Origin of the sequence: Nitratireductor arenosus, from assembly GCF_009742725.1 — a bacterium.
In the GTDB taxonomy this organism is placed as follows: Bacteria; Pseudomonadota; Alphaproteobacteria; order Rhizobiales; family Rhizobiaceae; genus Mangrovimarina; species Mangrovimarina arenosa.
Window position 1 is genome coordinate 1,137,508 of sequence record NZ_WPHG01000001.1, and the last position, 21,839, is coordinate 1,159,346.

Sequence of the window (21,839 nt, forward strand, 5' to 3'; positions counted from 1 at the left end):
AGCCAAAGAACTCATGAACGCCGTCGAGGTTAAAGAACCCATATCGCGATTGCGCATCCTATGACGCAGCATCGCCTTGATCAGGCCGATTTCTTCATCCGTTATTGAGCGACGCGGCATCGCCACCTCCCTACCGCACCGCCGGATCGATCATGGCGATCTCTTCGGGGGTTAGATGATGCAGGCGGTAGATCGTCTGGTTGATCCGGGCTTCAAGCGTTGCGACCTCGGTCTCGGCGGCGGCGATCTCTTCTTGCAGGCGGATCACATCGGCCATGATGTGATCGTCCGCGCTCAGGGCCACCTTCTTCAACTCGCTCGCGAGCTTCTTGCCCGCCATGTTGGCTGTTACCTCGGTTCGGCTGGCCATAACCTTCCATTGGGCGAGGATGAACGGGGCCTGCTCGGGCGGCGGGAAGATCCCTGTGACGACGGGGATACCGTCGATCAGGAAGCGCAGCTCGCCGCGTTCCAGTTCTGCGGATAGCGGCACGCCGGGTTTGAGGTGCTCTTCCAGCGCGGCTTGGCGGGCTTCGACCTCGCGGGCGAGACGGTCCTTGGCCCATTTGCGGCGGTCGGTGCCGATCAGGCGCTTGGGGGCTGCGTCTTTCAACTCGTCCAGGTCGGACAGATCCGGGAACAGCCAGTCGTCCGGGCGAGGCCGGATGCGGACGGACCCCATGCGGCGGTCGATGTCGTCCACAGCCTGCCGTCTTTGACCATACAAATTCTGAAGCCGCTCGGCATCCTGCGCGAGTGAGGCGCGATCATCGGCTGGGGAATCAGGGATGGGAAGCGGCGCGATAAATTGCTTGTTGGCAGACCGAAATTCGCCACGGAACGGTTTGGATATCCGGCGAAATACGAAGTCCGCGGGCAAAGCGTTGATTGCTGCCGCCAAGAACCAAGGCGATACGTCGCGGGCCGCACCCACCCCGCCTACATCGACATTGTCGAGGTAATATTCTCCGGTCGGATCGACGGTTGCGCTGATGTGCGTTACCAATCTCGGCACGATCAGTTTCTCTACATTCTGTTTGCCGATATTCTGGCTGCGACCGAACTGATACCACTCCTCGCTATCGAATTTTCCACTCTCACGGGCACGAAGCTCTTCTTCATGTCCCGAGAGATAGGCCCAGGCATTCGGATATTGGGTCCGCATGGTGCTGGCCGGGATAAGACTCGGGCGATTTCCGCTCAGACTGTAGGGGAACAGCAGGTAGGTATCGGTCTGCGGCGTCAGATAGCGGCTCGCCTCTGTTCCAGAAACCAGCGGCTTCATGATCTCGTCTTCGATTTCGACCACGCGCCCACGTTTTGAACCCTTCGGCGGCTTCTCTTCGTAGCGGTTGGGTCCCAGCCGCTTCAGGTGGTAGATGTGATCCGCGCTCGTGATCAATCCTTGATGAATGCCAGCCGTTACACTCGGATCATCCAGCCGCACTCCGTTGCCCGTCAGCTTGTCGATCAGGTCGCGCTCGCCCCCTGTCACCAGCAGCCAGCGGTCGCCGAAGGTGAGCTGGCCATAGGGCAAACGGATGTCGTCGGCCTCCCACGGGCTTTCGGCCACAACCCCGTTCGGAGCCTGCACCACGGCCACTTCGTCATTGGGGCGCTTCGAGAAGAACATGAGCGCGGTGTAGACCGTCGCCTCATCGAAAATCTGGTGAGAGCCGAAGTCGATCCAACCCCAAAGGTAACGGCCAGCCTCAACCACCCCGCGCAGCCCCGCGCCGTATTCGTTCATCTGCCAGACCGACGGGGCGATGTAGCCCAAACGGCCATCGTCATTCAGAAGCTGGATGCCCTTTTCGATGAAGGGCAGGTAGAGGTCGAAATTGCCGGTCCGGGTGCTGTGATAGATTCCGCCCTCTTCCGGGTCGCGTTTCAGGAACGCGGCCATGTCGGCGTGGACCTTGCGGAAATTCTGGAGTTTCACATAGGGCGGGTTACCGACCACCGCGTCGAACCCGCCGCGCTCGAACACACCGGGAAATGCGGCCTGCCAGTCAAAGGCGTTGATCCGCTCTTTCTCGTCCTCGCTGTAGGGCGCGAGGCCGTTGAAGAACTCCGGCCCGATCAGGCTGTTGCCGTCGCGGATGTGGTCGTCGAGCGACGACAGCGGTTTGTCGGATCGCGCTGTGTGAAGCCAGAGCGCTAGCTTGGTGATCTCGACCGAGGCCGGGTTGATGTCCACGCCGTAGAGATTGCGGCGCAGGATTTCGCGCACGGCGGCATCCGTCCAGTCTTCCTCGGCCATTTTCTGGCCAAGCTGACGGCGCAGATCGCGGAGCGCCTTCCACTCGTCCAGCAGGTAGACGAGCGTCGTGATCAGGAACGCACCGGAACCGCAGGCGGGATCGACGATGCGGATGTCGCGCAGCTCTGCCTCGTAGGCGTCAATGGCCTCAAGCGTGGGCAGCTTGTTCCGCTTCTCGGAAGGCCAGCCACAGGCGGCCTTGAGATCGGCAAGGCGGCGGCCCACAGTTTCATCCACGATGCGTTCCACCACCCATTCGGGCGTGTAGTAGACGCCATCGCGCTTGCGCTTGCTTTCCTTGTTGACCGATTTACGGCCTTCTTCCTCGGCTTCGAGGATTTCCAGCTCGGTGATCGACTGCTCGAAGATGCGTCCGAGCGTGTATAGGCCGATGCTGCGGTCCGGATCGCGCTTGGCAGAGGGGGCATGTTCGTCATTGACCACGCCCTCGCCCCAGCTGGAGGCATAGTTGTAGTTCGCGGACAGGTAGAGCAGCGTCAGCTTGTTGGCGGCAAGGCTCGCCTCGTTCTGGCCCTGCCCGCGCTCGCAGAAGATGCTGTTGGGGATGTGCAGCTTTTCGAGGTTGGGATCGGGCGCGAACAGGCCACCGTTGAACTGGTTAATCTGGTGGTCGCCAAAGGCGCGTCCATCGTTCATCGCCGTAAAGAGGCGGCGCAGCCATTGCCAGATTTCCCCGCCTTTGGGATCGAAATACTGATCGTCAGCCTGCCGGATCAGGTAGTCGCGCAGCAGTTGGGGCGGGAAGCCCAGGGCGCGGCCCATGTCTTCGCAGAAGAAAACAAAAATCGCCCGGTCGAGGATTTTCTGAGCCATCCGAACCAGCCGCCCATTGGTGCCGGGGAAGCGGTCCGTGTCCGGACTGTTGTGCTCCAGCAGGGTGCGGTAGAGGTGTTCCCGGAAACTGCGATACTCAGCGTAGAAGCGGTTCTCCAGCTCGCTTTGGCGAAACCGCTGTTGCTGGATGAGAGAGAGCAGCTGAGCGCGTCCACTGGTGCCGCTGACGATCAAAGTGTCGCGGTGGAACAGGCGCGAGAACAGGAACCGGTCGAAGCGGCCCTCGTCGGTGTCATCCAACAAGGTAGCGTGTTGGAGCAGGTCTTTCTTTTCGATTGCGAAGCTGATGAATTGTCGCTCGCCCCGATCCGCCCAATAGAGGCGGAATTCATTCATGTCGGTGACAATCGCCCAGGTCGGAATGATAGGCTCATAGCCGAACATTCCTCTTCTGCTGGCATATAAGTAGTCGAGGCCCTGCTTTACCGGCGATCTGGAATTGCCTTTTCGTTTCTGCGGGGCATCGAGGGCGCTCTTGATGTCTTTGAATTCGACAAGCACCTGCGGGACTGGCGAGGCTTCTTCCGAGGTAAAGAAGCCGAGGGCAGCATCGGCCTCACCCATACCGCCCCGCTGTCCGGCACCTGCGACCGGGAATGCAGGATAAAGGTTGTAGTTCGCTTCACCACCTGCTTGACCAGCCTGGACGTAACCCCATGTCGCGCGGAAAAATTCTTCTAGCAGCGCGGCCTGTGCCGTGGTTTCTTTTTGAGTTCCCCGCGCGGCCCAACGCCGGAGCCGTTCAATAAGGTCAGTTTCTTCTGGACTGTCCTTGAAGGTCTCGTATTCGTGCGCCCATATGGAACGCAAAAAGGATTTCGAAATAAAGGAATTATGAATATCGCTCATTGGCGATGAACTCCGAAAAAACAATCATCGACTTGGAGCTGCACAGAAAGCCTCCTTACTCTCACGCCGCACTATTTCTGTCATGCCTTCCTAACGCAAGGCAGTCAGCAGTTGACCAACTACAACAACGTCCCCGCCGCGTTTCGGGCGAACAACTCACCTTCCCGCACATCGCGGTTCAGCATCTCGTCGCTTGCGTGGCCGGTTTTGGGGTCGTATCAGTATTCGGCAATGGTTCCATCCTTGATGCCCTCAACCGTTTCGTCAATCACGAACAGCCTCCGCGCCGGTTTCGCCACTGCCGCCGCGCAGACCGGTGTTTCGAACTTGAAAATCCGCGCCCAAGCCGCAGCTCTTTTGCGCAGGTAGTCCCTGCCGCGTGGATCTCAGTTTGTTGGTATTTTTGTTGGTATTCTGAAAATCACACGATCAAATTGCCTTAAATATCATAATATTAGTCTGCTAGTTTGACGCCTCTCCTGGCACCAAGGCTCTCTAGAGCCGGGGTTCGACCGTCGCATCGGCGAAGTCGCAAGCCTGTTCGAAATTGTTTAAACGGGTGCAGGCAGGAGCCCGCAGCTCGTCGATCAGGTCAATAATCCATCGCGATCCCTTCCGGACGGTTTTTCGCCCAATGTTTCTGGCCACAGCGCGCTGAATCGGGCCGCAGCCTTGCGGTTCCCGTCCGATAGTCCCGTCGCGCCGCCGCTTCTTCCCTGCCGGACCGCACAATCCGTTTGTTCGAGCGGCGTCGATCGCAGGACGAGTGGCTTCCACCTGCCAGGAAAATCGTACCCGCACCCTGTAGGAACCCATCAGGGGGATCGCGCCGACTTTACACGAGTGGCCGCGTGGCGATGGTTGATGCGCGCAGGGTGATCCAGGCCCGCGTGGCGCGGGCCTGGAGCTGGCGCGGCGCTATTTGCCGGCCTGCCTCCTGCCGGGCTGGTGCCCCCTGCCCAGTTCGGCCACCGAGGACGCGGCCTCAGTTGCCTGTTTCGGCTGCTTGGGCTTTCTGGCTTCCCGGTTGCCCCTGCGGTTCTTCTTGGACATGTGCGGTTCCTTTGCACTGCATGCCGCGTCCGCATCGCGCCACGCTGCGCGAAGGACACGCCGCGGCCCGACGGACGGACGGATATGATAGGGAGATCGAGTGCCCGAGGCATAACCGGATCGGCCGGGCCGTTCGGGCGCCGAGACAAACCCTGGCCCGATCGCGGAGGCTCGTGGCGAGCCTCAGGCGCGTGGCGAACCAGGGCTACCGGCGTGAGAGCCGGTAGGCGGTGCGAAAGACCCCGGCGGGGAGAAGAATTCCAGTCATGACGGAGCCAGCATCGGCCGCCCCGTCGGGAAAGTCAAACCGCCCGTGCCGGATACCCGCTTCCTTGTATTTGCCCCAATTGATAGCCATCTAGGGAGCATGTCCAAGCGAACCCGCCACCTCCAACCCAGGCCATTCCGGAAGACGCATGTCTTAGCCCGGAATGGGTTCGCGTCGGCCTGATCAAGATCGCGATCGCGTCCCTTCCGGGTCTTCCACGCTAACCATCGTTGCCGTGTTGGCGCGCTGACCTGCGCGCATAGGGAGTTGGACCGTGACCATGCGTTTCGGGACGTTATTCTGCGATCATTGCAATCGCGCCGCACCACGTGCAGCCATTCGCTGCACCTGGTGTTTCAGGCCTCTTCGTTCATCGTCGGGCGCCAATCGGGCAGGCGGGCAAGCCGGCTGGCATCGCATCGGCGGCGCGAGCGCCCATTCGCGCACGACAACGCGCCGGACGGAACCGTTGTGATCGCGAGCGGCGGCATGCGCCGCGCCGCCTGGCCAGCCCTTGCCCTGATCGCCAGCGTTGTCGTTTATCTCGTGCATTGGCGGGTGATCGAGGTCGCGCAACTTGAGATCGACGCCGCGGCGCTCGGCCTGATTGCCGGCGCCGCGAGCTATTTCGCTGCCGCTTGGCTCGGCGGCCGCCTGATCGGCTTGGCGCTCGAACATGTCGGCTCGCGCCGGCGCCGTGTGCCCAAGTTGCTGGTCGAACTGGTTTCGGTCGCGCTTTTTATCGCCGCGACGATCGCGACGATCATCCTTGTTTTCGGCCAGTCGCTGAGTGGGGCGTTGGCGGGCTCGGGCCTGGTTCTGGCGGTTCTCGGCTTCGCGATCCGCAACGTGCTGGCGGACGTCTTGTCGGGCATAGCGCTCGGCCTCGAAGCGCCGTACCGGATTGGCGACTGGGTTGAGGTCGACGACGCTATCCGCGGGCGTATCGTCGAGATCGGCTGGCGTACGACGCGGCTTTTGACCCGCGACGATACCTACACCATCCTGCCCAACAGCCGGATCGCCCGCCAGCGTCTGACCAACTACAGCGCGCCGCGCCGGCACTACCGGACGAACGTTCAAATCCTGCTTGACCACGAGGTTCCGGTCGCGCTCGCCAAAACCATGCTCGCCCGGGCGGCGGCGAAACCCTCAATCATCCAGACGACCCCCGCGCCCGATGTCCGTGTCGTCTCCTACGAAGCCGAGGGCATTCGCTACGCCGTGCGGTTCTGGGTGCCCAGTTTCGCCGAGGACATCGATTGTCGAGACGCCGTGCTTTCTTCGATCGATATCGCCATCCGCGAAAACGGCCTGCGTCCGCCGCAGACCCGGCTGCGCGTGAGCGCCGACAGCCGGGGCCGGACCGCCGCGCCCGCGCCGCACTGACGGAGCGGCCATCGCCCGGCCTTGCCCCGGCGCCGGCTTCCATGGTCAAGTCGGCGTTTTCGGCGTCGGTGCCGGAATCGTTTGCGGAGGGCTCATGAAAACCGTCTTTTCGCCGCGCCATGCCGGCCATGCGGGCCAAACCGAGCTCGTCGGCGGCGCGATCGTGCCCGGCTTCGAAAACCCGATGCGCGCCAGGCATATCCGCGAGCGCATCGAGGCGGTGGCGCTCGGGCCGGTGCTCGAACCCGTCGCGCACGACATCGCTACCGCCAAGCGCGTGCACGATGCCGACTATATCGATTTTCTGCCGCGGGCCTGGCCGATGTGGCGCGATGCCGGGCACGAGACGCCGGCGATGCCGTTCGTGTGGCCGGTGCGCGGCTTGCGCGCCGACGTGCCGCCGAAGACGGTCGAGGCGCTGCTCGGGTATTATTCCTTCGACGGCGGCGCGACCTTCGTCGAGGGAAGCTGGGAGGCGATCAAGTCCTCGTTCGACACCGCGCTGACGGCGGCCGGTCTCGTCGAGGCGGGCGAGCGGGCCGCCTTCGCGCTTTGCCGCCCGCCCGGCCATCACGCCGGAACCGCCACGATGGGCGGTTACTGCTACATCAACAACGCCGCCGTCGCCGCGCAATGGTTCCGCGATCGCGGCGCGGGGCGCGTCACGATCCTTGACATCGACTATCATCACGGCAACGGCACGCAGGAGATCTTCTATGTCCGCGCCGACGTGCAAATGGTCAATCTGCACGGCGATCCGCTGACCGAATATCCCCATTTCCTCGGCCATCGCGACGAGCGCGGCGCGGGACCGGGCGAGGGCTTCAACCTCAACTATCCGCTACCGGCCGGCACCGGCTGGGAGGGCTGGAGTGCCGCGCTCGACGACGCGCTCGTTCAGGTCGCCGCCTACGCGCCCGACATTCTGGTCGTGTCGCTCGGCGTCGACACGTTCGAAAACGACCCGATCAGCGCTTTCAGGCTGACCTCCGGCGATTATCCCCAAATTGGCGCGCGCATCGCCGGGCTCGGCCTGCCGACCTTGTTCGTGATGGAGGGCGGCTACGCGGTTGCCGAGATCGGCGTCAACGCCGTCGGCGTTCTGACCGGCTTCGAGGGCGCATAGGCGGGCAGGCGCTCTCCGGCGAGCGCATCTTCTACGCGCCGCCGAGCGCCTGTTGCAGCACACGCGCCAATCGTTCGGAAAAGCCGCGCGCGTCGCCGACCCGCTCGCCGTCGAGAATCAGCGCCTCGTCGTAAAGCAGCCTGACGGCGTCCTCGCGCAGCGCCGTGTCGGCTGACGCAGCCGCGAGAGCCTTCACCAGCGCGTGGCGCGGATTGATTTCCAGCACCGGCTTGGCCGCCTGGCCGGCCTGGCCGGCGCCCTTGAGGATACGCTCGAGCTGGCGATCGGGCCCACCCTCGGGCGCGACCAGGCAGACCGCGCTTTCGGTCAGGCGCTCGGAGGCGCGTACGTCGGAGACGGCCTCTTCCAGCACCGTCTTGGCAAAGGCGATCAGCGTGGCGGTGGCGGCATCGGCTTCCGGCGCCGCGTCGTTTTCGTCGGCGGCGTCGAGGCGCGGGATATCGGCCAGATCCGCCGCGCCCTGGGTGACGGAGCGGAACGGCTTGCCCTGAAAACCCTGCGCGGTGGCGGCCCAGAAACTGTCGACCGGATCGCACAGCAACAGCACCTCCAGACCGCGGGCGCGGAACCCCTCGAGCTGCGGCGAGGTCCTGAGCCGGTCCAGATCGTCGCCGGCCAGGAAATAGATCGCCTGCTGGGTGTCCTTCATGGACGCGACATAGTCCTTCAGCGTGCGCCAGTCGTCGGTGCCGGCTTCAGTCGTGCGGAACCGCGCCAGGCCGAGCAATTGCTCCTGGCGTTCGAAATCCTCGTAGATGCCTTCCTTCAAGACGCCGCCGAAATCGCGCCACACGGCGGCGAATTTGTCCGGCTCGCTTTCGGCCAGCTTTTCCAGCCCGGTCAGGACCCTGTTGGTCAGGCCCTTGCGGATCGCGGCCAGGATCGGGCTTTCCTGGATCATTTCGCGCGAAACGTTGAGCGGCAGGTCGGCCGTGTCGACCAGTCCGCGCACGAAACGCAGATAGCGCGGTAAAAGCTCGGCATCGTCGGTGATGAAGACACGCTTGACGTAGAGCTTGACGCGGCCCTTGCGGTCGGGATCGAACAGGTCGAACGGCCGCGCGCCCGGCACGAAGGCGAGCGCCGAATATTCGTGCCGGCCCTCGGCGCGGAAATGCACCGTCAGCGCCGGCTCGTCATACTGGCCCGACAGGCCGCGATAGAAATCGGCATAGTCCTCCGGCGTGATCTCGGCTTTCGGCTTCGCCCACAGCGCCGAGCCGTCGGTCATGGCTTCCGGCTCCGCGCCGGGCTTTTCCGCGATCAGGATCGGCACCGGCACGTGGCCGGACTGGGCCTTGACGATCCGCTCCAGCTTGGCGCGTTCGGCAAAGCTCTTGGCATCGTCCTTGAGGGTCAGCACGACCCGCGTGCCGCGGGCGGGTGCGTCCTCGAGCGCGGCCGGCGCGATCTCGTAACTGCCGCTGCCGTCCGACGACCAGCGCCAGGCCTCGTCGGAGCCGGCGCGGCGCGAGAACACCTCGACCCTGTCGGCGACCATGAAGGCCGAGTAGAAGCCGATGCCGAACTGGCCGATCAGACGGTCGCCGTCGAGGCCTTTGTCGCCGCCTTGCGCCGTGACGCGTTCCAGGAACGCCTTGGTGCCGGAGCGGGCGATGGTGCCCAGCGATTCGGCCAGATCGTCCCGGCTCATGCCGATGCCGTTGTCGCTGACGCTGAGCGTGCCGCCTTCGTGGTCGGCCGCCAGCGTGATGCGGGCCTGCGGGTCGTCGCCGAGCAGGGCCGGTTCCGCAATCGCCTCGTAGCGCAGCTTCTCGCAGGCATCGGCGGCGTTGGAGATCAGCTCGCGCAGGAACACATCGCGCTCGGAATAGACCGAATGCACCATCAGCGTGAGCAGACGCGCGACATCGGCCTCAAAGACGTGGTGTTCGACGGGTGCGGAAGAAGTATCGGTCATGGTCCTGTCCATCGGATGGTTTCTCGTGGCGGTCACCGGCAAGCCGCGACGCCGCATGACTATCGCGCCCGGTCTGCCCGAGCCTGGATATTGGTGAATTGCCGCTTTCCTGCAAGCCTTTAGCACTCTGAGGGAAAGAGCGCCAAATTTTTTCCCGCGGGCTCTTGAAAGCGGAAAATCAGACAACCAAATCGTCGCCGGCGATGCCGAAATCCGAGTCGCTCCCACGGCGATACGAGAGAATCGCCGCTGAGGAACCTCTCGAAATCTGTTTGTCCCATGGAGGAAAACACATGACGTTCCGTCCCCTGCATGATCGTATCCTGGTCCGCCGCGTGGAGGCCGATGAAAAGACCAAAGGCGGCATCATCATCCCCGACAACGCCAGGGAAAAACCGCAGGAAGGCGAGGTGATCGCCGTCGGTCCCGGCGCGCGCGACGACAGCGGAAAACTGGTTCCGCTCGACGTTGGGGCCGGCGACCGCATCCTGTTCGGAAAGTGGTCCGGCACGGAGATCAAGCTCGATGGCGAGGATCTCCTGATCATGAAGGAAAGCGACGTGATGGGCGTGCTGGAGGCCGGTCAGGCCGCCCGCAAGGCCGCCTGAACCGGTTGCGTCGAAGATCAGACTATTGAAGGAGTCGTGAAATGGCTGCCAAGGATGTGAAGTTTTCCCGCGACGCGCGCGAACGCATGCTGCGCGGCGTCGATATTCTGGCCGATGCCGTCAAGGTGACACTCGGCCCCAAGGGCCGCAACGTCGTCATCGACAAGTCGTTCGGCGCGCCGCGCATCACCAAGGACGGCGTCACCGTCGCCAAGGAAATCGAGCTTGAAGACAAGTTCGAGAATATGGGCGCGCAGATGGTGCGCGAAGTCGCCTCCAAGACCAACGACATCGCCGGCGACGGCACCACCACCGCGACGGTTCTCGCCCAGTCGATCGTGCGCGAGGGCGCCAAGGCGGTGGCCGCCGGCATGAACCCGATGGACCTCAAGCGCGGCATCGACAAGGCCGTCGACGCCTTGGTCGCCGGGTTGAAGACCAAGGCCCGCAAGATCGGCAACAATGACGAGATCGCCCAGGTCGGCACCATCTCGGCCAATGGCGACAGCGAGATCGGCAGGTTCCTGGCCGAGGCGATGCAGAAGGTCGGCAACGAGGGCGTGATCACGGTCGAGGAAGCCAAGACCGCCGAGACCGAGCTCGAAGTCGTCGAAGGCATGCAGTTCGACCGCGGCTATCTCTCGCCCTACTTCGTCACCAACCAGGACAAGATGCGCGTCGAGCTTGAGGAGCCCTATATCCTCCTGCACGAAAAGAAGCTTGGCAACCTGCAGGCCATGCTTCCGGTGCTGGAATCGGTGGTGCAGTCGTCGAAGCCGCTGCTGATTATTGCCGAGGACGTGGAAGGCGAGGCGCTGGCGACCCTGGTGGTCAACAAGCTGCGCGGCGGCCTGAAGGTCGCGGCCGTCAAGGCGCCGGGCTTCGGCGATCGCCGCAAGGCGATGCTCGAGGACATCGCCATCCTCACCGGCGGCCAGGTGATCTCCGAAGATCTCGGCATCAAGCTCGAAAACGTGACCCTCGACATGCTCGGCCGTGCCAAGAAGGTGGTGGTGGAAAAGGAAAACACCACGGTTGTCGACGGTTCCGGCAGGAAGGACGACATTCAGGCCCGCGTCGCCCAGATCAAGCAGCAGATCGATGAGACGTCTTCGGACTACGACCGCGAGAAGCTGCAGGAGCGCCTGGCCAAGCTCGCCGGCGGCGTTGCCGTCATTCGCGTCGGCGGTGCGACAGAGGTCGAGGTCAAGGAGAAGAAGGACCGCGTCGACGACGCCATGCACGCGACCCGCGCGGCCGTCGAGGAAGGTGTTCTGCCCGGTGGCGGGGTCGCGCTGCTGCGGGCGGTATCGGCGCTCGACGCGCTTTCCGGCGACAATGCCGACCAGAATTTCGGCATCGACATCGTCCGTCGGGCGATCGAGACGCCGGTGCGCCAGATCGCCGAAAATGCCGGCGCGGAAGGCTCGATCATCGTCGGCAAGCTGCGCGAGAAGTCGGACTTTTCCTATGGCTGGAACGCCCAGACCGGCGAGTATGGCGACATGTTCAAGATGGGCGTGATCGACCCGGTCAAGGTGGTGCGCACCGCGTTGCAGGATGCGGCCTCCGTCGCCGGCCTGCTGGTCACCACCGAGGCGATGGTGGCCGAAAGGCCGAAAAAGGAGCCTGCCGCGCCGGCCATGCCCGGCGGCATGGATTTCTGATCCGGCTTTCTCGCTATGACAGGGCCCGCCTCCGCGTGTGAGGCGGGCTCTTTTGTAGCCACGCCGCGGTTCGGCGGCTGCAAAAGGCTGTCCGGCACGGTGCCGAAAGGTGACGGCGGTGGCGCCATCTCGGCCGGCTGACGGCCCGCGGCCTATCAGGCGATGCTCGCCGCGATCTTCGGGGTCAGCGCCCGCACCGCAGCCAGCGTCTCGTCGAGATCGACGCGGGTCAGCCGTCCGTCGGCCACGACCTGCTCGCCGGCCAGAAAGACGTGGCGCACATCCGACTTGCCGGCCGAATAGACCAGATGGGTGACGGGGTCGAACATCGGCACGGCGTGGGCGCGGCTGGCGTCGACCAGCACCATGTCGGCGAGCTTGCCCGTTTCCAGACTTCCGATCGTCGCGCCCGCGCCGAGCGCGTCGGCGGCGTCGCGCGTCAGCATGTCGAGCGCCTGGTGCGTGGCGACGGCATCGGCCTTTTCGTTGGCGCCCTTGTGCAGCATGGCCGCCAGCCGCAGCGCCAGCCACATGTCGAGATCGTTGCCGCTGATCGCGCCGTCGGTGCCGAGCGTGACGCGCACGCCGGCCGCCAGCATGTCGGGAATGCGGGCAATGCCGGAGCCGAGCTTCAGGTTGGAGACCGGATTGTGCGAGACGACGGCGCGGGTGCGCGCCACGATGGCGATCTCCTCGTCGTCGAGGTGGACGCAATGCGCCAGCACGGTGCGCTGGTCGAGCAGTCCGTGCGCGTCGAGATGACGGATGACGGAGCGCCCGTAGCGCGCCTGAATGTCGGCCTGCTCGGCCCGGGTCTCGGCGGCATGGATGGAATAGAGCCCGCCATGGCTGTCGGTAATGCGGCGCGCGCCTTTGAGCGTGTCGGGCGAAACCGTGTAGGCGCCGTGCGGCATCACTGCCGCAAATACGTCGTCGGCCCCGGAAAAATCGGCGAAGAACCGCTCGGCTTCGGCAATGCGTCGCTCCGGCGTGTGGCCGTTGACGCCGGGCGGGTCGAAGAAGATCCCGCCGGTCGACACCCGCATGCCGAGCGCGCGTGCCGCGCGCACCGTTTCGTGCGGATACCAGAACATGTCCATCACCGTGGTGACCCCGGTCAGGAGCTGTTCGGCAAAGCCGAGCACCGTGCCCAGATAGGATGTTTCGGCATTGAGGATCGCGCCCTCGGCCTTCCACACCGTTTGCAGCCAGGCTTCCAGCGGCAGATCCTCGACCAGGCCGCGAAACAGGCTGTCGCCGGCATGGCAATGGGTGTTGATCAGGCCGGGCATCAGGATCATGCCGGAGGCGTCGAGCACCCGCGCCGCGCCGCTTTCCCACGGCGCCAGCTCGGCCGCCGTGCCCACGGCGACGATGCGGCCTTGCGACACCGCGACACCGCCATCCGTAATCACGCGGCGATCCCGGTCGGCGGTGATGACGATCGCGTTGCGGATTACGAGCTCGACGGCGTCCTTGATCATCCGATCCCCCTTGATCCGTCCCGTCCCGCGACCTCGTGGCAAGTATGCGGCGGCGCCCCAATCAAGAGCCGGCTGCGGCCCGGCCTGTCAACCGCCGGCAAGAACGTGTCCGCGCGGCTGCGGTTCGCCGGCGTCCTGCAGCGCGGCTTCGATCCGTGCGAAGCGGTTCCTGACAAAAAGCAATCAAATTGACAATTGTCAAAGAAATGCTAGACAGCGAGCGGGAGCGGCAACGGTGCGAGGATACGGCATGCGGCCGGAATGGTTCATCGCGGGCGAGACGGGATCGGAAGTCTTCACCGGCGAGCGCTGCTTCATCACCGAATTGCTGAATTCGGAAAAGTCGCCCGACGTCTCGCTGGCGCTCGCCCGCGTGGCGCCGGGCGTGACGACGCAGCTTCACCGGCTCGACGGGGTGGCGGAGCGCTACATTGTGCGCAAGGGCCGCGGCACGGTCGAGATCGATGGTCGCCGCCAGCGGCTCGGTCCGGGCGACCAGGTGCTGATCGCCGCCGGCGCGGCGCAGCGCATCGCCAATGACGGGCCCGACGACCTGGAGTTTTATTGTTTGTGCACGCCGCGCTTCACGCCGGCCTGCTATGTCGATCTGGAAGACGGCGGTGAAGGCTGACACGATGGCCGCACCGACCGCGTCGTACTCGAACCCCCTCCTTTCCGAATGGTGCCCGCCGTGCCGCGCGCGCCGAGCAGACCGAGGTTAGTCATGCAAAGCCGCTGGAACGACGCCGACGCCGAAAAGATCGTCGCCGACTATACCGCCAAAGGGGTGGAGGAGGAGATGGCGCTGCGCGTCTACACCACCCGGCTGCTGGGCGGCGATCCCAGCCTTGTGCTGCATGGCGGCGGCAACACGTCCTACAAGACCCGCCGCACCGACCTGATCGGCGACACGCACGAGGTGCTGTGCGTGAAGGGTTCGGGCTGGGACATGGCGGTGATCGAGCCAGCCGGCCTGCCGGCGGTGAAACTCGCGCCGCTTCTGCGCGCCCGCGCCCTCGACGCGCTCGCCGACGAGGACATGGTGGCGCTGCAGCGCCTCAACCTGCTCGACCCGAAATCGCCCAATCCTTCCGTCGAGACGCTATTGCATGCATTTCTGCCGCATCGTTTCGTCGACCATACCCATTCAACCGCTATCCTGGCGCTGGTCGACCAGGTCCAAAGCCGCGCGATCTGCGACGCTGTATTTGGCAACAAGCTCGGCTTCGTGCCCTATATCATGCCGGGCTTCGAACTCGCCAAGGTCGCGGCGGAGGTCTACGAGGCCGACCCGTCGGTGGAGGGCCTGATCCTCGACAAGCATGGCATCTTCACCTTCGGCGACACGGCCAGGCAGGCCTATGAGCGTATGATCCACTTTGTCAGCCTGGCCGAGGCACATGTCGAGGCAAACGGGAAAGTGGTTTTTGCGCCGGCTAAACTTCCTGGTAACGTGGCCGACGCCGCGGAGATTGCGCCGGTGCTGCGTGGCGCGGTGGCGCAGGCTCTCGGCGAGGGCCGCTTCACCCGCTTCGTTGCCGATTTCCGTGGTTCGCAAGCCGTGCGCGCCTTCGTCGACGGAGCCGATCTGGAGGATTACGGCACGCGCGGCGTGTCCACGCCCGATATCACCATCCGCATCAAGAACCGGCCGGTGATCCTGCCGGCTCCGGACCGCGCCGACCTCGATGGCTGGGCCGACCGGGCCCGCGCCCGCGTTGCCGAGTTCGTCGGTTATTATTCGGCCTATTTCGCCCGTTGCGATGCCCTCGACGACGTCGCGCGCACCATGCTAGACCCGATGCCGCGCCTGGCGCTGGTGCCGGGTCTCGGCCTGTTCGGCTTCGGCCGCACCGCCAGGGACGCAAGCATTTCGGCCGATGTCGGCGAGATCTGGATCGAGGCCGTCACCGGGGCCGAACGGCTCGGCCGTTTCACGCCGCTGCCTGAGGACGAGCTGTTCCGGCTCGAATATTGGTCGCTGGAACAGGCCAAGCTCGCCGGCGCGAAATATCTGCCGTTGACCGGCCAGGTCGCGGTGGTGACCGGCGGCGGTGGCGCGATCGGGGCGGCAACCGCCAAGCTCTTCGCCGAAAACGGCGCCCATGTCGTGGTCGCCGATCTCGACGCGGCCCGCGCCGAGTCCGCCGCCCAGGCGGCCGGCAATGCCGCGATCGGCCTTGCCTGCGACGTGACGGACGCCGACAGCGTGGCGGCGTTGTTTAAAACGGCGGTGGCGCGTTTCGGCGGCGTCGACATTCTCGTCTCCAATGCGGGAGCGGCGATGGAGGGCGAGATCGGCACCCTGGCCGAAAAGGCCCTGCGCGACAGTTTCGAACTCAATTTCTTCGCCCATCAAAGCGTTGCGCAGCAAGCGGTGCGGGTGATGAAACAGCAACAGACCGGCGGCGTGCTTTTGTTCAACGCCTCCAAGCAGGCGGTGAATCCCGGCGCCAGATTCGGCGCTTACGGCCTGCCGAAGGCGGCGACGCTGTTTTTGTCGCGCCAATACGCGCTCGAATATGGCGCGATCGGTATTCGCTCCAACGCGGTCAACGCCGACCGCATCCGCTCAGGCCTGCTGACCGACCAGATGATCGCCAGTCGCGCCGAGGCGCGCCAGCTTTCGGAAAAGGATTATCTGTCGGGCAATCTGCTCGGCCAGGAGGTCACCGCCCGCGACGTCGCCCGGGCCTTTCTCGACCAGGCGCTCGCCGACCGCACCACCGCCGGCGTGACCACGGTCGACGGCGGCAACATCGCCGCCGCGCTGCGCTAGCGATCCCGGACCGCCGCAGGGCGCCGGCCCGGCCATCGCGTCACGACCGCGCGATCACAAATCTCTTGACGGCGCATTCGTTATATTCAATGAAATATATCGAAACGTGAGCGATCAGCGGTCGTTCTGATCATACTGGCGGTCGGTGGAGGGATTTATGTCGGGCTTGTTGCGTTTTCCCGTTGCCGTTCGGACCTTTCTCATCCTGGCGATTGCGAGCCTGTCGGCGGTCCCGGCGCCGGCCAATGCCGGCGACAGGGTACTGGTCTTTGCCGCCGCCAGTCTGCGCAACGCGCTCGACGAGATCGGCGCGGCCTGGGGGGAGAAGACCGGCGCGACGCTGGTGGTCTCCTATGCCGGCAGCTCGGCGCTCGCGCGCCAGATCGAGCAGGGCGCGCCGGCCGACCTGTTTGTCTCGGCCAATCTCGACTGGATGGACTATCTGTCCGAGCGTGGCCTGACCGACGCGGCGAGCGAACGTGAGCTGTTGTCGAACCGGCTGGTGCTGATCGCGCCGAAGGACTCGGAGGTTGAGCTCGCCATCGCGCCCGGCGTCGATCTTCTCGCCGCGCTCGGCGATGACGGACGTCTCGCCATGGCCAACACCGACGTGGTGCCGGCCGGCCGCTACGGCAAGGCCGCGCTGCAGTCGCTCAAAGCCTGGGACGCGGTCGAGCCGCGCGTCGCGCAGGCGGAGAACGTGCGCGCCGCGCTGGCCCTGGTCTCGATCGGCGAGGCGCCGCTCGGCATCGTCTACCAGACCGACGCCGCCGCCGATGCCGACGTGCGCGTCGTCGGACTTTTCCCGGAAGAGACCCACCCGCCGATCGTCTACGCCGCCGCGCTGATGGCCGGGGTCGACAAGGACGAGGCGCGCGCCTTCCTCGCCTTCCTGCGGTCGCCGGCGGCCTCGGCGATCTTCGCCGATCACGGCTTTGTGCCGCTCGCCGTCGCGACGACCGATTGAACGCCGCCGCGCTGACGATGGATTGGCTCGGCCTCGGCCCGCAGGAATGGACGGCCGTGCGCCTCTCGCTCAAGGTGGCGCTGTGGGCCGTGGCGGCGAGCCTGCCCTTCGGGATCGCTGTGGCGCTGCTTCTGGCGCGCGGCCGCTTCTGGGGCAAGGCGCTGCTCAACGGCGCGGTGCACCTGCCGCTGATCCTGCCGCCGGTCGTCACTGGCTATGCGCTCCTGCTGGGCTTCGGCCGACAGGGCCCGCTCGGCTCCTTTCTCGCCGAGCAGTTCGGCATCGTCTTCGCCTTTCGCTGGACGGGCGCGGCGCTGGCCGCAGCGGTGATGGGGTTTCCGCTGATGGTCAGGGCGATCCGCCTGTCGATCGAATCCGTCGACCGACGGCTCGAGCAGGCGGCCGGAACGCTGGGCGCCAACCCGCTGCAGGTGTTTTTGACCGTGACCCTGCCGCTGATCCTGCCGGGCATTCTCGCCGGCACGGTGCTCGCCTTCGCCAAGGCGATGGGCGAATTCGGCGCCACCATCACCTTCGTCTCCAACATTCCCGGCGAGACCCAGACGCTGCCGTCGGCGATCTACACCTTCCTGCAGGTGCCGGGCGGCGAGGGCGGCGCGCTGCGGCTCACCGCGGTGTCGGTGGCGATCGCCATGGCGGCGCTGGTCGCCTCCGAATTCCTGGCCCGGCGGGCCGGGCGTGGCGCGGGTGCGGGTTGATGTTCTCGCTCGACGTCACCCATCGCCAGGGCGCCTTCACGCTCGATTGCCGCTTCGAGAGCGCCGGCCGCCTGACGGCGCTGTTCGGTTCTTCCGGCTCCGGCAAGACGACGCTGGTCAACATCGTCGCCGGGCTGATCCGTCCCGACCGCGGCCGCGTCGCGGTCGGCGAGCGCGTGCTTGTCGATACTGCGCGCCGCCTCGCCCTGCCCGTTCACCGCCGCCGCATCGGCTACGTGTTCCAGGACGCGCGATTGTTTCCGCATATGAGCGTCGCCCAGAATCTGCGTTACGGCGAGCGCCACATCCCGCAGGCCGAGCGCTATGCGCGGTTCGACCACGTCGTCGACCTGCTCGGCATCGGCCATCTTCTGGCGCGCCGCCCCGAGGCGTTGTCGGGTGGCGAAAAACAGCGCGTGGCAATCGGCCGGGCGCTGCTGGCCAGCCCCCGGCTGTTGCTGATGGACGAGCCGCTGGCCGCGCTCGACGAGGCGCGCAAGGAGGAAATCCTGCCCTATGTCGAGCGGCTGCGCGACGAGGCGGCGGTGCCGATCCTCTATGTCAGCCACGCGCTGGCGGAAGTGTCGCGCCTGGCCACCGACATGGTGGTGCTGGCCGGCGGCGCGGTGCGCGCGGCCGGTCCCACCGACGCCATCATGCAGCGCCTCGACCTGTTGCCGGAAGACGAGCAGGGTGAAGGCGGCGCGGTGCTCGACGGCGTGGTGGCCAGCCACGACGAGACGTTCGAGCTGACGGTCATCGACACGGGCGCCGGCGCGCTGCGCCTGCCGCGTCTCGATGCCGAGCCGGGAAAGCGCGTCAGGATCCGGATTCGCGCCCGCGACGTGATGGTGGCGACCGAACGGCCGCGCGGCCTGTCGGCGCTCAACGTGATCGAGGGCACGATCAGGGCGCTGGAGCCGCGCGCCGGCGCTGCCGTCGACGCCTTTATCGATTGCGGCGGCCACACGCTGGTGGCGCGCATCACCCGCCAGTCCGAACGCCTGCTCGATCTCCGGCCCGGCCGCCCGGTCTTCGCCGTCGTCAAGTCGATCAGCTTCGATCGCGGCGGTCTGGCGACGTTCCGCGCCGCCGGAGAGGCCCCGTCGCCCGCCCCAGCGAAAGACGCATGGATTGCCCCGCCCGGCTCCATGGATTAGGACCGGGTGAACGCCGGTTTCGCGAGGCCCCCATGCCAACCCTGAGTTTGCGGATCGACCTCGACCCCGAAGGCCGCATCGGCCCGGGCAAGATCGCGCTTCTCGAAAACATCGCCGCGTGCGGCTCGATCTCGGCCGCCGCGCGCTACATGGCCATGTCCTACAAGCGCGCCTGGGATCTGGTCGAGGAGATGAACCGCATCTTCGGCAAGCCGCTCGTCGCCGCCCGCACCGGCGGCAAGCGCGGCGGCGGCGCCGAATTGACGCCGGTCGGGCTGGCGGTGGTGAAACGCTTTCGCGCTATCGAGGAGGCCGCGAGCGCGGCCACCGCCCATCACATTAGCGCGCTGCAGGCCGCAATCGACGCGGCGTGAAACCGGCGACGATGGCGCAAAAGCCGTCCGGCCGCCCCGGGCGCGGATCGATAGCGCGTCTTCTCGAAACGGCTGGTCGGCTCACGTCGTCGGCGCGCCCGCTTCCGCCTGCTTACGCGCGACAACCGCTTCGTAGGCCGTTTGCAAATGAGCCCGTACGCCCGGCGCGTCTCGTTTCGTATCCGCAACGATCCGCAGATGCTCTTCGCGCAGCTCGTTCATGAAGGCCTCCCACATCGCCGGCCCGCCCTCCTCCAACAGCTTGGCGCGAATGCTCAGCTCTTCGCTTACCGGCAGCCAGACCCGGCCCCAGGCGCCGAGTTGCGCCAGCACCGGCACCAGCGAGATCGCCATTTCCGTCAGACTGTAGATCGCCTTTTGCTTATGGCTTGGATCGTCCGCCTTGGTCAGCATGCCGATCTGGACGAGCATTTTCAGTCGGTCGGCGAGGATGTTGGAGGAAATGCCTTCCTGCGAGCGCAACAGCTCGCGGAAATGCCGTTTGCCGCCGAAGATCATGTCGCGAATGATCAAAAGGGACCATTTGTCCCCGAACACTTCCAGCGACAGATTGATCGGGCAGCCTGATCGGTGTTCCTCGTTCATGATACGCTCGCAAGTCCGGTTGCAATCCGAGATCGCCCGTTCTAGGCAAACCGGTTGCATATTGCAATCGAACGTCCGGTTGCATCCATTCGCCTTGTGTGGGTCGGAAGGCTTGACCCCGGCGCGCAAATGACCGACCCAGATCGGATCACTTCGTCTTCAGGATCGATCGACCGTGAAACTCTATACTTATTTCCGTTCCTCCGCCGCCTACCGGGTGCGGATCGCGCTTGCCCTCAAGGGACTGTCGTTCAAACCCGTCTACGTCCATCTCGTCAAGAATGGCGGCGAACACCGCTCCTCGAGCTACCGTGCGGTCAATCCACAAGGGCTGGTGCCCGCGCTCGAGGACGATGGTGCCGTCGTTTCCCAATCGATCGCGATCTGCGAATATCTTGAGGAAAAATATCCCGATCCGGCCCTGCTGCCGGCAACGCACGCGGACCGTGCCTATGTGCGCGCGCTCATGGCAGCGGTTGCCTGCGACATCCATCCGCTCAACAATCTGCGCGTCCTCAACCATTTGACCGGCCCGCTGCAGCTTAGCGACGACGTCCGGCTCGGCTGGTATAAGCACTGGATCGCCGTCGGTTTCGAGGCGCTGGAATCGCAACTCGTCGCCTCGGGCGTTGCCGGGCGTTTTGCCTTTGGCGACACCCCGACGCTCGCCGACGCCTTCCTCGTGCCGCAGGTCTACAATGCGCGGCGCTTCGACTGCCCGCTCGACGCCTATCCCACGATCACGCGCATCGCCGATGCCTGCGAAGCGCTCGACGCCTTTCACGCCGCCCGTCCGGAGGCGCAGGGCGACGCCGCCTGAGGAGCCGCCGCCGTCCATCGGCACGGTCGCCGTCTCGCTCTCGGGCAAAAGGGGCAGCGGGGTTTCGGCAAGGGTCGATTTGCCGGCGCCGGGCGGGCCCGCCATCGCCACCATGAGGCGCGACAATCCCGCGCGCGCCGAAACAGGGTGGCGGCGAGGTGGGCGATCTCGGTCATGGAACGACCTCGTCAGGAGCCTTGCCGACGATCCAACGGTCGTAGTCTGACACCAGGAAATGGACCGGCGCGCCCAACTTACTGATGCGGACTTCCATTTGTCGCAGGCAAATGCAAGATTTCCGGCAGGATCATCAGATTGGAGCTGAGCTGCCATGGGAATCTTCGACTTCGTCAAATCGGTCGGTAAGAAAATCGGTATCGGAGGCGACGACGAGGCGCCTGACGCCGGATCGGTGAAAAAGGAACTCGATTCCCACAAGCTCGGCACCGACAAGGTCGATGTCGAGGTGAAGGGCGACAAGGTGGTGCTGAAGGGTGTGGTTTCCGACCAGTCCGCCTTCGAAAAGGCGGTGATCGCGGTCGGCAACACGCTCGGCATCTCCAAGGTCGAGGCGAGCGAGCTCAAGGTGGTCGCGCCGGAATCCGGGCTGAAGCTCGATAGCGTCGACATGACCGAGCTGGTCGCCGCGGCCGCGCCGGCCAAGGACCCGGTTTTCCACACTGTCGAGAAGGGCCAGAATCTGTGGAAGATCGCCGAGGCGCATTACGGCAAGGGCAAGGGCGCCAAATATACGGTGATCTTCGAGGCCAACCGGCCGATGTTGTCGGACCCCGACAAGATCTATCCCGGTCAGGTCCTGCGGATTCCGGATCTGGCCGCGGCCTGAGCCGCCGGATCCGGTTTCGGGTTGCCAACGAAGAAGCGGCGGAACACAGGTTCCGCCGTTTTG

18 protein-coding genes are annotated in these 21,839 nt (G+C 65.1%); 12 read left to right on the forward strand and 6 right to left on the reverse strand.

The window, feature by feature from the left end; translation table 11 throughout:
- Window positions 1-130: 130 nt before the first annotated feature.
- The 3 genes from GN330_RS05525 to GN330_RS23580 all read right to left on the reverse strand — a co-directional run bounded on the left by GN330_RS05525 (window position 131) and on the right by GN330_RS23580 (window position 5,378).
- Window positions 131-3,967: an Eco57I restriction-modification methylase domain-containing protein gene (locus tag GN330_RS05525; protein WP_156711619.1), complete on the reverse strand. Its 3,837-nt coding sequence runs from the start codon at window positions 3,965-3,967 to the stop codon at window positions 131-133.
- 918 nt (window positions 3,968-4,885) lie between these two features.
- On the reverse strand, window positions 4,886-5,020 hold the full coding sequence (locus tag GN330_RS23945) for a hypothetical protein (RefSeq protein ID WP_281349363.1): 135 nt from the start codon (window positions 5,018-5,020) through the stop codon (window positions 4,886-4,888).
- Window positions 5,021-5,225: 205 nt separating this feature from the next.
- The gene (locus tag GN330_RS23580; protein WP_210252315.1) at window positions 5,226-5,378 is read right to left on the reverse strand and encodes a hypothetical protein; all 153 of its coding nucleotides are present in this window, start codon (window positions 5,376-5,378) and stop codon (window positions 5,226-5,228) included.
- 399 nt (window positions 5,379-5,777) lie between these two features.
- Here GN330_RS23580 and GN330_RS05530 point away from each other — a divergent pair, with 399 nt between their 5' ends.
- Both GN330_RS05530 and GN330_RS05535 read left to right on the forward strand, forming a co-directional pair.
- Window positions 5,778-6,677 carry a mechanosensitive ion channel family protein gene (locus GN330_RS05530; protein ID WP_156711620.1) on the forward strand — a complete coding sequence of 300 codons (900 nt, stop codon included), beginning with the start codon at window positions 5,778-5,780 and terminating at the stop codon, window positions 6,675-6,677.
- Window positions 6,678-6,771: 94 nt separating this feature from the next.
- Window positions 6,772-7,803 carry a histone deacetylase family protein gene (locus tag GN330_RS05535; protein ID WP_156711621.1) on the forward strand — a complete coding sequence of 344 codons (1,032 nt, stop codon included), beginning with the start codon at window positions 6,772-6,774 and terminating at the stop codon, window positions 7,801-7,803.
- Window positions 7,804-7,834: 31 nt separating this feature from the next.
- On the opposite strand, the gene htpG is transcribed toward GN330_RS05535, so the two are convergent.
- Window positions 7,835-9,745, reverse strand: a complete 1,911-nt coding sequence (htpG, locus tag GN330_RS05540; protein ID WP_156711622.1) for a molecular chaperone HtpG — start codon at window positions 9,743-9,745, stop codon at window positions 7,835-7,837.
- A 293-nt stretch (window positions 9,746-10,038) separates the two neighbouring features.
- On the opposite strand from htpG, the gene GN330_RS05545 reads away from it, so the two are divergent.
- Together GN330_RS05545 and groL are read left to right on the forward strand one after the other, a co-directional pair.
- Window positions 10,039-10,353, forward strand: coding sequence for a co-chaperone GroES (locus tag GN330_RS05545; protein ID WP_156711623.1), 315 nt, complete (start codon window positions 10,039-10,041; stop codon window positions 10,351-10,353).
- Window positions 10,354-10,394: 41 nt separating this feature from the next.
- A complete protein-coding gene (gene groL / locus GN330_RS05550; RefSeq protein WP_156711624.1) occupies window positions 10,395-12,020 on the forward strand; it encodes a chaperonin GroEL in 1,626 nt (541 codons plus the stop codon).
- 155 nt (window positions 12,021-12,175) lie between these two features.
- On the opposite strand, the gene GN330_RS05555 is transcribed toward groL, so the two are convergent.
- Window positions 12,176-13,504, reverse strand: coding sequence for an amidohydrolase family protein (locus GN330_RS05555; RefSeq protein WP_156711625.1), 1,329 nt, complete (start codon window positions 13,502-13,504; stop codon window positions 12,176-12,178).
- A gap of 250 nt (window positions 13,505-13,754) precedes the next feature.
- Between GN330_RS05555 and GN330_RS05560 the strand changes: the two genes are divergently transcribed.
- The 6 genes from GN330_RS05560 to GN330_RS05585 all read left to right on the forward strand — a co-directional run bounded on the left by GN330_RS05560 (window position 13,755) and on the right by GN330_RS05585 (window position 19,503).
- Window positions 13,755-14,135 carry a cupin domain-containing protein gene (locus GN330_RS05560; RefSeq protein WP_156711626.1) on the forward strand — a complete coding sequence of 127 codons (381 nt, stop codon included), beginning with the start codon at window positions 13,755-13,757 and terminating at the stop codon, window positions 14,133-14,135.
- A 93-nt stretch (window positions 14,136-14,228) separates the two neighbouring features.
- Window positions 14,229-16,283, forward strand: coding sequence for a bifunctional aldolase/short-chain dehydrogenase (locus GN330_RS05565; RefSeq protein ID WP_156711627.1), 2,055 nt, complete (start codon window positions 14,229-14,231; stop codon window positions 16,281-16,283).
- A gap of 157 nt (window positions 16,284-16,440) precedes the next feature.
- Window positions 16,441-17,250: a molybdate ABC transporter substrate-binding protein gene (gene modA, locus GN330_RS05570; RefSeq protein ID WP_156711628.1), complete on the forward strand. Its 810-nt coding sequence runs from the start codon at window positions 16,441-16,443 to the stop codon at window positions 17,248-17,250.
- A 17-nt stretch (window positions 17,251-17,267) separates the two neighbouring features.
- Window positions 17,268-17,969: a molybdate ABC transporter permease subunit gene (gene modB, locus GN330_RS05575; protein WP_156711964.1), complete on the forward strand. Its 702-nt coding sequence runs from the start codon at window positions 17,268-17,270 to the stop codon at window positions 17,967-17,969.
- Window positions 17,966-19,129, forward strand: a complete 1,164-nt coding sequence (gene modC / locus GN330_RS05580; RefSeq protein WP_156711629.1) for a molybdenum ABC transporter ATP-binding protein — start codon at window positions 17,966-17,968, stop codon at window positions 19,127-19,129. Before modB ends, modC begins: the two co-directional genes overlap by 4 nt.
- 32 nt (window positions 19,130-19,161) lie before the next feature.
- The gene (locus GN330_RS05585; protein ID WP_156711630.1) at window positions 19,162-19,503 is read left to right on the forward strand and encodes a winged helix-turn-helix domain-containing protein; all 342 of its coding nucleotides are present in this window, start codon (window positions 19,162-19,164) and stop codon (window positions 19,501-19,503) included.
- Window positions 19,504-19,584: 81 nt separating this feature from the next.
- On the opposite strand, the gene GN330_RS05590 is transcribed toward GN330_RS05585, so the two are convergent.
- Entirely contained in the window at window positions 19,585-20,109 is a 525-nt protein-coding gene (locus tag GN330_RS05590) for a winged helix-turn-helix transcriptional regulator (RefSeq protein WP_156711631.1), read from the reverse strand.
- A 175-nt stretch (window positions 20,110-20,284) separates the two neighbouring features.
- Between GN330_RS05590 and maiA the strand changes: the two genes are divergently transcribed.
- The gene (maiA, locus tag GN330_RS05595) at window positions 20,285-20,929 is read left to right on the forward strand and encodes a maleylacetoacetate isomerase (protein WP_343040293.1); all 645 of its coding nucleotides are present in this window, start codon (window positions 20,285-20,287) and stop codon (window positions 20,927-20,929) included.
- A 331-nt stretch (window positions 20,930-21,260) separates the two neighbouring features.
- Window positions 21,261-21,776, forward strand: a complete 516-nt coding sequence (gene lysM / locus GN330_RS05600) for a peptidoglycan-binding protein LysM (protein WP_156711632.1) — start codon at window positions 21,261-21,263, stop codon at window positions 21,774-21,776.
- Window positions 21,777-21,839 lie beyond the last annotated feature (63 nt).